An 11,214-nucleotide genomic window follows, 5' to 3' on the forward strand; every position below is an offset into this window, starting at 1 on the left:
GTAATAAAAAATCCTGCAATTTGCAGGATTTTTTATTTTTATGATTGTAAGTCTAGTTTTAAATTTAATTCTTTAAGTTGCTCTTCGTCAATAGGAGCAGGAGCATCAATCATGACATCGCGACCAGAATTGTTTTTAGGGAATGCAATAAAATCTCTAATGGTTTCTTGTCCGCCTAAAATAGCCACCAATCTATCTAAACCAAAGGCTAAACCACCATGTGGAGGTGCTCCATATTCAAAAGCATCCATTAAGAAACCAAATTGTGCTCTGGCTTCTTCTTCGCTAAAGCCTAAATGTCTAAGCATAATGGCTTGTGTTGCTTTATCGTGTATTCTAATAGAACCACCACCTATTTCGTTACCATTTAAAACTAAATCGTAAGCATTGGCTTTTACTTCTCCTGGTTTAGTGTCTAATAATTCTATTTGACCCGGTTTTGGAGATGTAAATGGATGGTGCATAGCGTGATAATGCCCAGTTTCTTCATCTAACTCTAATAATGGGAAATCTATTACCCAAAGTGGAGCAAATACTTTTGGGTCTCTTAAACCTAAACGTTCTGCTAATTCCATACGTAAGGCACTAAGTTGTGCTCGAACTTTATTTGTCTCTCCAGAAAGTATACAAACTAAATCACCTGCTTTAGCACCTGTAACTTCTGCCCATTTAGCTAAATCGTCTTGATCGTAAAATTTATCTACAGAAGATTTAAATGTTCCATCTTCATTACAACGAGAATAAACCATGCCTAAAGCGCCAACTTGTGGACGTTTTACCCAGTCTATTAATTTATCTATTTCTTTACGTGTGTAACTATTTCCTCCAGGAACAGCAATACCAACTACTAATTCGGCATTATTAAAAACACCAAAATCTTTGTGTTGTGCTACTTCATTAAGCTCGCCAAACTCCATTCCAAATCTAATGTCTGGTTTGTCGTTACCATATAAACGCATTGCATCATCATAAAGCATACGTGGAAATTTGTCGATTTCAACACCGTTTACTTCTTTTAGTAAATGTCTTGTTAAACCTTCAAAAACATTTAAAATATCTTCTTGCTCTACAAATGCCATTTCACAATCAATTTGTGTGAATTCTGGTTGTCTGTCTGCACGTAAATCTTCGTCTCTAAAGCATTTAACAATTTGAAAATATTTATCCATACCACCAACCATAAGCAATTGCTTAAATGTTTGAGGCGATTGTGGTAAGGCGTAAAATTCTCCTTCATTCATACGAGAAGGTACCACAAAATCACGTGCGCCTTCTGGTGTAGATTTAATTAAGTAAGGTGTTTCTACTTCTATAAAACCATCGTTAGAAAGATAGTTTCTAACTTCTTGTGTTACTTTAGCTCTAAATATTAAACTGTTTTTTACAGGATTACGTCTAATATCTAGGTAACGATATTTCATTCTAATATCTTCACCACCATCGGTTTTGTCTTCAATTGTAAAAGGAGGTAAAAGAGCTTCGTTTAAGATATTTAATTCTGAAACTAAAATCTCTATTTCTCCTGTTGGAATATTTGGGTTTTTAGAAGCACGTTCTATTACTTTTCCTTTTACTTGTATTACAAACTCACGCCCAAGCTCTTGAGCTTTTTTAAGTAAGTCTTTACTTGTGCGTTCTTCATCAAAAACAAGTTGAGTAATACCGTAACGGTCGCGTAAGTCTACCCAAACAATAAAACCTTTATCTCTTGACTTTTGCACCCAACCAGATAAGGTAACTTCTGTATTTATATGTTTTGCAGTTAATTCACCGCAATTATGACTTCTGTACATAGTGTGTTTTTATAAGGTGCAAAAATAAAAAATCCGAAGCATTTACTTCGGATTTTTTTTATTTATATATTATAATTAATTATCAATTTTAGGTTGTGCAGCTATTTCAATTTCCTTAAAAGCTTCAGCTTCGTTGGCTCTTAAAGGTTGAGAAGTAAATTTAATGCGCATCCACATTTTAAGTTTTATACTTAAAAAGAATAAAATTGGTACAACTATTAGGGTTAAAAACGTGGCTACAATTAATCCGTAAATAACGGTCCATGCTAGTGGTCCCCAAAATACTACGTTATCTCCTCCCATATAAATGTTAGGATTAAAGTCTGCAAACAGTGTAAAGAAATTAATGTTTAAACCAATAGCTAATGGAATTAATCCTAAGATTGTTGTAATAGCTGTAAGTAATACAGGTCTTAAACGTGCTTTTCCAGCTTTAACAATACTATTAAAAAGGTCTTCGTTTTTAAGATAATCTGTTTCCTCTAGGTTTAGTTTATTTTTCTTTCTATCTATTAATAATTGTGCATAATCTAAGAGTACCACACCATTGTTTACTACAATTCCTGCCAACGATATAATTCCTACCATAGTCATCATGATAACGAATGCGCTACCAGAAATTACTATTCCTCCAAATACACCAATAAAACTCAAGAAAATAGCTATCATAATAATAGTAGGTTTAGAAACTGAGTTAAATTGAAATATTAAGATGAAGAAAATTAAACCAAGACCAGTAAAAAATGCACCCATTAAGAACGCCATTTGTTTATTTTGTTCTTCAATTTGTCCTGTGTAATCAATATGAATATCTTCAGGTAAACCTTCAAAACTTTTCATTTCATTTTGAATTTGTGTAACAATAGCACCAGCATCTGTAAAACCTGGAGCTAATGCAGAATATACAGTAACTACACGTTTACCATCTTTGTGTTTAATGGCATTAAATCCAGAGTTGTTTTTTTGTTTTGCAACTGCAGATAATGGTATTTCTTTTAATTGTCCTGTGTTGTCTCTAAATGTTATGTTTTGATTGAATAAAGCGCTTGTATTGTATCTATTTTCTTCGTTAAAACGAACGTAAATATCGAAATCATCACCATCTTCTTTATAAATACCAGCTTTAGATCCAAATATCGAATTTCTAAGTTGATTACCAATTTGGTTAGCGGTAACTCCTAATTCACCTGCTTTTTGTCTGTCTATTTCAACAAGCATTGTTGGCTTGTCTTTATTAACATCTATCTTTAACTCATCAATACCAGCAACATTTTTAGAATTTATAAATTCACGCATTTTTTCTGCTGTAGATATAAGTTCAACATAATCGTCACCTTCAATCTCAATATTAATTGGAGAACCAGCAGGTGGCCCATTTACATCTTTCTCTACAGAAATTAATACACCTGGATATATACCAACTAATGCTTCTTGTACTTTTTGACGTAACAACTCACTATCTTCACCACGACGGTATTTATATTCACGCATAGAAGCAGTAATTTTTGCTTTGTGTGGCATTTCTGCTGAAGAACCCGAATCTGTATTAGGATTTCCTGCTCCTTCACCAACTTGAGATACAGCACTTTCTACCATAAAGTTTCTGTTGCCATCCATATATTGGTTTTGGTTAATTACGCTATAAACACGTTTTTCTATTTGCTTGGTAATAGCATTTGTTTTTTCAATAGCTGTTCCTTCAGGATATTCTATGTATACAATAATTTGATTAGGCTTATTGTCTGGAAAGAATTCTACATTAGTACGTTGTGTAGCTAATGAAATGCCGAAAGCTATAAACGCTGCAATAAGTAACAAAAAGGTACCCACACTTAAAAAATAAGGTTTTCTTTTTGATAGAGCCCAACGCAACTGTCTTTCGTACCAAGACTCAAGTTTTACTAAAGATTTATTTTGAAAGTTATTTGCCCATTTTCTAATAAAGAAGCGGTACACCCAAAGCATTATAGCGGTAAATACCATTATTGTTCCTAAACCTCTGTAAGTACCTCCAAATAGTAGAATAAGTATGCCTATAACGCCAATAATAATTGTTATTTTAATAATTTGACTTAGTGGCATATCTTTATCTTCAATAGTCATATATCGAGATACTAAAACCGAATTGAAGAATATAGCAACAAATAAAGAGGAACCTAAAACAATGGAAAGTGTTATAGGTAAAATTTTCATAAATTCTCCCATTATTCCTGGCCAAAGTCCTAATGGTACAAAGGCAGCTACGGTTGTTGCTGTAGAAATTATAATAGGAAAAGCAATTTCTCCAATTCCTTTTTTGGCAGCTTCAATTCTACTCATGCCTTCTTCTTCCATCAATCTGTAGACATTTTCAACAACAACAATACCGTTGTCTACAAGCATACCGAGTCCCATAATTAGTCCAAAAAGTACCATTGTATTTAAACTGTAACCAATAAGGCCTAATATCATTAGAGACATGAACATAGACATTGGTATAGCAAAACCAACAAAAAGTGCATTTTTAAATCCTAGAAAGAACATTAAAACGGTTACAACAAGTATAACACCAAAAATAATATTATTAACTAAATCATCAACCTGGCCTATTGTTACAGGAGATTGATCATTAGTAATAGATACTTCTAAATCTTGAGGGAATACATTTTCTTTAGCTTCTTTTACAATAACTTGAATTTGCTCTGCAGCTGCCACCATATTTTTTCCAGCTCGTTTTTTAACATCTAGCATTACAACTGGCTTTCCAGACTTTCTTGCATAAGTTGTTTTGTCTTCTTCTTTAAAAGAAACAGTAGCAACGTCTTTTAGGTAAATGGCATCTCCGTTTTCAGATTTTACAACAAAATTTTCTAATTCTGAAGGCTTTTCAATTTCTCCAATTATTCTAATAGTTCTTCGCTGGCCACTTGTTTTTAAGTTTCCGGCAGATTGTGTTACATTACCATTGCCAATAGCTCCAAGGATATCGGTAAAAGTTACTTTTGCTGCCATCATTTTATAAATATCAACGGCAACTTCTACTTCTTTTTCTTGAGCACCTCTAATGTCTGCTTTCTTTATTTCTTGTAAATTTTCAATTTCATCTTGAAGATACTCGGCAAAATCTTTTAACTTTTCAATGGTGTAATCTCCAGAAATGTTAATGTTAAGAATTGGCATTTCTTCAGATAGACTTAATTCAAAAACATCTGGTTCTACTTTTGCGCCGTTAAATGTTGGCCAATCTTCGTTAGATGTTTCTGTGTCTATCTCGTCTTTTACTTTTTGTAAGGCTCTTTCTACTGTAATGTTTTCATCAAACTCTACAATTAACATCCCATAGTCTTCTTGAGATGTTGAGGTCGTTTCTACAACATTACTTACTGTTTTTAGTTTGTCTTCTAGAGGATCTATAATTAGTTTTTCTATATCCTCGGCTGTATTTCCTGGGTAAACTGTGCTTACGTAAATTTTTGTTTCATTTACTTCAGGAAAATTTTCTCTTGGCATACTAAAAAAGGCAGATATCCCTAGGTAGAAAAAAACAGCAATAAGCACATACATTGTGGTTTTGTTGTTTATTGCCCATGATGACCAACTAAACTCTTTTTCAGTATTTTTTTTATTTTTATTAGTCATTGTTTTCTTCTTTATAGTTAATTACTTCTACAGATTGCCCATCTTTTACACTACGAGCACCTTCTTTAATAATCTCTGTACCTTTTTCAAGATTTTTTAAGACTTCAATAACATCGCCTTGGGTTTTTCCTGTTTCAATAATTACTCTTTTTGCAGTACCAATTCCTTTTTCATTTTTACTTTCTACAACGTAAACATATTGCTCTCCATCTGCGTTTTCAGAAATTACACTTTGTGGAATTAGTATGGCGTTTTCATTAGTATAATCATTAATTTTTAAACGTGCAGTTAAGTTTGGTTTAATAGATTTATCTTTATTAGGGATTTCTACTTCAACTTTAAATGTTCGGTTTGCAGGATTTATAAAGTCTCCTGCTTGTCTAACTTTTGTTTCTATTGTTTTGTTTAATACAGGAATGTTAACAGTTACATTTTTACCTTTTACAACATCAGAAACGTAACGTTCTGGAACCTCAGTTTCAATATACATATTGTTAAGATTTACAATGCGTAATAGAGGTGTTTGTCCTGCGGCAACAACACTGCCTTGTTCTGTAATGACATCGTCTATGGTTCCGGAAAAAGGAGCTCTTACAGTGGTTTTAGAAATTTGTTGTTTTAATTGGTTTATTGCTTCTTGTTGAGATTCGTAACTAGATTTTGCTTGTAGATATTGAATTTCACTTCCTATGTTTTGGTTCCATAGTCGCTTTTGACGTTCGTAAGTGGTTTTTGCTAAATCTGTTTGAATATTTAATTGAGCTAATTGTTGGCTTAATCCACCATCATCAATTTTTGCTAAAACTTGACCTTTACTTACTTGTTGTCCTTCTTTTACGTACACATTTGTTAAAATACCATTGTATTCTGGTGTTACAGTAAGAAGATTTTTTGTAGTAACATTTCCTTGAAGTTCTAATACGTGTTCAAATTTTTCTGTTTGTGCAGAAAAAGTTGTTATTAATGGAACGTGTTTAGTTGTGTCTAATTCTTTAATTTTATTGTCTAAAAGTTTAATTTCATCGTTAATAGCTTGTTGCTGGTTTACTAACTCTCCTCTTTTTGTGCGTATAGTTTCTAGATTGTTGCTTTCTAAAACTTTTTCAGTAGAGTTTTTTTGTCCTTTCCCGCAAGAGACTAAAAGTATAGTGATAATTAATATTGAATATATATTTTTCATGATTGATTAGTTTAGTATAATTGTATTTAATGCTGTTTCTAAAGTTGCTTTGGTATTAATAACATCTAACATTGCTTGAAGCAATTCTTGTTGTGCAGAATAAAGTTGAGTTTGTGCTTGTCTAAGCTCAAAACTAGAACCAATTCCTTCAAAAAATTTAGTTTGGTTTTTTGTTTCAATACGTTCTGCTAAGGCTAAATTTTCTTTTTTGTTTTGATAATCTTCAATAGCAAATTGATAGTCACTTTTAGCAGATGCTATTTGGAGTTTTATACGTTGTTCGGTTTCTGTAAGCTCTGTTTCTGCTTTTTCTAAATTAATTTTAGCACGTTGTGTTGCTGCATTTCTCATACCAGAGCTAAAAATTGGAATGTCTAAACTTACTCCAAATACCGAAGATCCAATCCATCTTTGAGAACTGTTAGCAAAACTAAATGTGTCGCTATATGCAGCGTAACCTCCATTTATAAATGCGTTTAAAGTAGGTAAGGCTTTACTTTTTTCTAACTTTACTAATAACTCTTTTGATACTTTATCGTTTTCTGCAATTAAAAAGTCGATAGTGTTTTCAACACTCTCTTCTACTGTTAGCAGGTTTAAGTTTACATTTTGAGTTGTTAAGTTTTCTAAATCATCAGTTAATACTATTGGTGAATTAAGATCTAGACCAATGGTAATATTTAACATTTGATAAGCTAAAGTTTTTAATCTATTTGTGTTGTTTAATTGACTCTCGACACTTGATAATGTAATTTTAAGTTGTTCTACACTTTCTTCTTCTTCAAGACCGTTTTCGTAAATTTTATTGGTTTCAAACAAGTTTTTTTCTAAAACCTCAATGTTTCTGTTTAAAATTTCAATACTTTCTTCGGCTAGTAAAACATTGCCATAAGCATCAATTACAGATTTTCTAACCTCTAAATCTGTTTTTGTTTTTGCATTTTTAGAAATTTCTAAAAAAACTTTTGCAGACTGTAATCCCACTAGGTATGAGCCGTCAAAAATTTTCTGATTTAATGTAGCAGTTGCAGTAATATTTTGAGGGTCTCCCAAAACAAAATCTTCGTCAATTCCATCTCCATTTAAATCTACAGGAGTAACCTGTTGCTTAATAGCATTTTGGTAATTTATTCCTGCGCTTATTTGTGGTAAACCTGATGCTGTTGTTTCCCATTTTTGTTGTTTTGCGGCTTCAATATCTTTAGTCGCATTAATTGCTGTTCTATTATTTTCTAAAGCAAAGTCAATTGCTTCTTGCAGCGAGAGACTTTTAGGTTGTTCTTGAGAAAAACCTATTTGGTAAATAAAGAATACGATTAATAATGTTAGTGTATTTTTCATTATTTATTTTGATTGATTTTTATTTGATTTAATTTTTCTAATCCTTTTATAGAGCAAATACCACCTAGGTGATATTCTAAATAATTATCCATTAACATAGATATCGAGAATTTTTCTGCAGGAAAAAGTGTTTGGTCTTTTAAAGATATCATATTGTTAAAGTAAAGTCTTGCAACAAAATCTGCATTAATTGTGTCTCTATAAATACCTTGAGCTACACCACGTTCTAAATTTTGAGTAACACAGCTTAGCATTTTCTCGAATTGCTTGTTTTTTAAATTTGCATAAATTTTAGGGTAGTATTTTTGAAGTTGAAATTGAGGAGAAGATTTTTCATCTTTTAAATGATGCATAATAAATTGTTTAATTTCATATACTTCCTCAATAGGATTTTTGTTTAATTCACAAATACTATCAATGCCACACGAAATCTGTTCAAAAACACTCATGGCAGTGGCTTCGACTAATTTTGTTTTGTTTTTAAAATGCTGATATATGGTTTTTTTGCTAATACCCATTTCATTAGCAATATCATCCATAGTCACACTTTTAAAACCTAAGTTTAAAAATAGATGTGAAGATTTTAATATAATTTTCTCTTTCATAAGTTCCTAATCCAAATAGGTAGATGTCATATTTATTTTTGTGCAAATATAGTTATGGAAACTTTAAAAACCCAAAAAGTTTCTAGAGTTTTAATCTTTTATTAACATTGACACATTTATTTCTTTAAATAAACTCAATTACATTATTTTTGTACGATGCAAAATACTCAAGACTACCAAAGTGAATTTTTAAGTTATTTAGAAAATTTTTCTAAAAACAGAGAGCCTAAAAATTTATACCAGCCTATTAATTATATCCTTAAATTAGGAGGTAAACGTTTACGTCCTGTTTTAACTTTAATGAGTGCAGATATTTTTAATTGCGATTACAAAAAAGCATTAGACGCTGCTTTAAGTATAGAGATATTTCATAATTTTTCTTTAGTGCACGACGATATTATGGATGCGGCTCCTTTAAGAAGAGGGCAACTTACAGTTCATGAAAAATGGGATGTAAATACAGGAATATTATCTGGAGATGCAATGCTAATTATGGCGTATCAATTGTTTGAGAATTACGATCCACAAGTTTTTCAAGCATTAGCAAAATTATTTAGTAAAACAGCTTTAGAAGTTTGTGAGGGACAACAGTATGATGTTGATTTTGAAACTAGAGACAATGTTACTATACCAGAGTATTTAAAAATGATTGAGTACAAAACAGCAGTTCTAGTAGGTGCTGCTATGCAAATGGGAGCTATAATAGCAAAAGCCTCAGAACAAGATCAAGTTGGTATATACGAGTTTGGTAGGTTGTTAGGTATTGCGTTTCAATTACAAGATGATTATTTAGATGCTTTTGGAAATCCAGAAACTTTTGGAAAACAAGTAGGAGGAGATATAATTGAAAATAAAAAGACGTTTCTATATTTAAAGGCTTTACAGTTTTTAGATGGTTCGAAAAAAAATCAATTAGAACAATTATTTACAGTTAATTTAGAAGATAATTTTGAAAAAATAGAAACTGTAAAACAATTTTTTATTGAAAGTGGATCTGCAGAAGCTACACAGCAAGAAATTGAAAATTATACCAAAAAATCTTTTTTAGTTTTAGAAACATTAAATATTTCTGATGATAAAAAATTACTTTTAAAAAGTTTTGGTACTAATTTAATGACCCGTAAAGTTTAATTAATTTAGCCTTGCTAAAACACTTATGCAACCACCAGCAACATTTCAAGACTTAATAGAGGAAGCTAAACAATTAGACTTATATAGTAAGTTAATTCACCAACTAAATAAAGACTTTTTATTTGCTAATATAGATTTAGATTTTGATGAAGAAATTTTACCGTCAAGTTTAAAACTGTTACTTCACGAAACAGTTTATAAGCTTATTCAAGAAAAATTTGCTGAGTACTTAAATTTGCTTTATATAATAGATGTACCAGAAAAAAACATAAAAGCTTTAAGTGGAGACGATACAGTTGAGTTGGCTGCGCAAGTGTCTTTTTTAATTTTAAAAAGGGAATGGCAAAAGGTTTGGTTTAAAAATAAATATTCTAAATAGTTTTATTCTAAAGTTCTAAAATATTCTAAAATAGCTCTGGCTTCTTTTTCTGTTACACCTTGATTTATCATTGGTGAGCCATTAAATTCCCATAATAATTCTTTTGCTAAAGCATCTTCTTTTACCATTTTTTCAGGATCTAAAATCATATTCATAATCCACTCTGGAGTTCGACGTTTTAAAATTCCTTTTGGTGCAGGTCCAATAAATTTTTTATCAACTCTATGGCAAGCAGTGCACATTTTTTTATATACTTCTGCGCCACTAGCTGCCATTTTTTTATCTATATTTTCTGTTAAAGTTATAGATTGTATTGGGCCAACACCTTTGTTTGTTAAATCTATTTTTTTTGAAGCAGGAATTTTTTCTGTTTTTGTTTTAGATGTTTGTTCTGTAGTCGATTTTTTTTGATAAGAAAATTTTTCTTTTTTCTTATCGTTTTTATCTCCTCCACAACTCACTAAAAGAGTTAAAAGTAAAACTATAGTAATTTTAAATTTCATTTTTATCTAAACTTTTTTCAATTCCAAACAAAAGTATAATAAGTGTTTAAGTGTAACAACAGTAATTAAAAATATACTCTAACAAAAGGAGCCCAGGCGTTTGCATAAATACTTTTATCTTCATCGTAAAGAACATCGTATCTTACACCTATGGTGATATTGTTTGTTCGGTATCCAGCACCAATAAAGAACGAAGAAACCCAATATTCGTCATCAACAATGGCAGGATTATCAAAATTTCTACTCACGTGATTTTGTTCAAATTCACCAGAAAGTTGTATTTCTTGTATTGGATTAAATAATCCAATAATACTACCTCCCAAAATAGTAGATTTCGCAATATTTTTTCTACTAAAATAAGTGTAGTTTAGTCCAACACCTAAAAAAAATTGAGAATCAAAATCATAAATAGCACTTGGAGCTATCGTAGCACTAAAAATATTATTACCAGTACTTAAGCCTAAGCCACCTCCAAAACGAACATGCTCCCAAAAATTGTTTTTTGCATTGTTGCTTTGCGCAATTACAGATGTTGTAAAAAAAATGCTTAGTAATGTAAATACAATAATTTTAAGAGAATTATTCTTAGAAATTTTCATAAAAATTGATTTAGTTAAATTAGAATGTTATAAATATAATAAAAGCATCTCTATTTTTATAGAAA

The 11,214-nt window shown here is 31.0% G+C and carries 9 protein-coding genes; 2 read left to right on the plus strand and 7 right to left on the minus strand.

Translation table 11 applies throughout. The features are described 5' to 3' along the window. Window positions 1-38: 38 nt before the first annotated feature. The 5 genes from aspS to CLV86_RS05880 form a co-directional block, all read right to left on the minus strand. Window positions 39-1,793, minus strand: coding sequence for an aspartate--tRNA ligase (aspS, locus tag CLV86_RS05860; RefSeq protein WP_121050729.1), 1,755 nt, complete (start codon window positions 1,791-1,793; stop codon window positions 39-41). A 75-nt stretch (window positions 1,794-1,868) separates the two neighbouring features. Then, window positions 1,869-5,411: an efflux RND transporter permease subunit gene (locus CLV86_RS05865; protein ID WP_121050732.1), complete on the minus strand. Its 3,543-nt coding sequence runs from the start codon at window positions 5,409-5,411 to the stop codon at window positions 1,869-1,871. Next, entirely contained in the window at window positions 5,404-6,591 is a 1,188-nt protein-coding gene (locus CLV86_RS05870; RefSeq protein WP_121050735.1) for an efflux RND transporter periplasmic adaptor subunit, read from the minus strand. Before CLV86_RS05870 ends, CLV86_RS05865 begins: the two co-directional genes overlap by 8 nt. Before the next feature lie 6 nt (window positions 6,592-6,597). Then, a complete protein-coding gene (locus CLV86_RS05875; protein WP_121050738.1) occupies window positions 6,598-7,932 on the minus strand; it encodes a TolC family protein in 1,335 nt (444 codons plus the stop codon). Continuing rightward, the gene (locus CLV86_RS05880) at window positions 7,932-8,537 is read right to left on the minus strand and encodes a TetR/AcrR family transcriptional regulator (protein ID WP_121050741.1); all 606 of its coding nucleotides are present in this window, start codon (window positions 8,535-8,537) and stop codon (window positions 7,932-7,934) included. The genes CLV86_RS05875 and CLV86_RS05880 overlap by 1 nt, the downstream gene beginning before the upstream one ends. A gap of 156 nt (window positions 8,538-8,693) precedes the next feature. On the opposite strand from CLV86_RS05880, the gene CLV86_RS05885 reads away from it, so the two are divergent. Both CLV86_RS05885 and CLV86_RS05890 read left to right on the plus strand, forming a co-directional pair. Then, the gene (locus CLV86_RS05885) at window positions 8,694-9,668 is read left to right on the plus strand and encodes a polyprenyl synthetase family protein (RefSeq protein ID WP_121050744.1); all 975 of its coding nucleotides are present in this window, start codon (window positions 8,694-8,696) and stop codon (window positions 9,666-9,668) included. Between the two features lie 25 nt (window positions 9,669-9,693). Further along, complete coding sequence (locus CLV86_RS05890; RefSeq protein WP_121050747.1) at window positions 9,694-10,047, plus strand: hypothetical protein; 354 nt, start codon at window positions 9,694-9,696, stop codon at window positions 10,045-10,047. Window positions 10,048-10,049: 2 nt separating this feature from the next. Here the strand turns inward: CLV86_RS05890 and CLV86_RS05895 are convergent, their stop codons facing one another. Together CLV86_RS05895 and CLV86_RS05900 are read right to left on the minus strand one after the other, a co-directional pair. After that, window positions 10,050-10,556 carry a c-type cytochrome gene (locus CLV86_RS05895; RefSeq protein WP_428841386.1) on the minus strand — a complete coding sequence of 169 codons (507 nt, stop codon included), beginning with the start codon at window positions 10,554-10,556 and terminating at the stop codon, window positions 10,050-10,052. 59 nt (window positions 10,557-10,615) lie between these two features. Next, complete coding sequence (locus CLV86_RS05900) at window positions 10,616-11,149, minus strand: alpha-ketoglutarate decarboxylase (protein WP_121050753.1); 534 nt, start codon at window positions 11,147-11,149, stop codon at window positions 10,616-10,618. Window positions 11,150-11,214 lie beyond the last annotated feature (65 nt).

Origin of the sequence: Lacinutrix venerupis, from assembly GCF_003663945.1 — a bacterium.
Lineage (GTDB): Bacteria > Bacteroidota > Bacteroidia > Flavobacteriales > Flavobacteriaceae > Lacinutrix > Lacinutrix venerupis.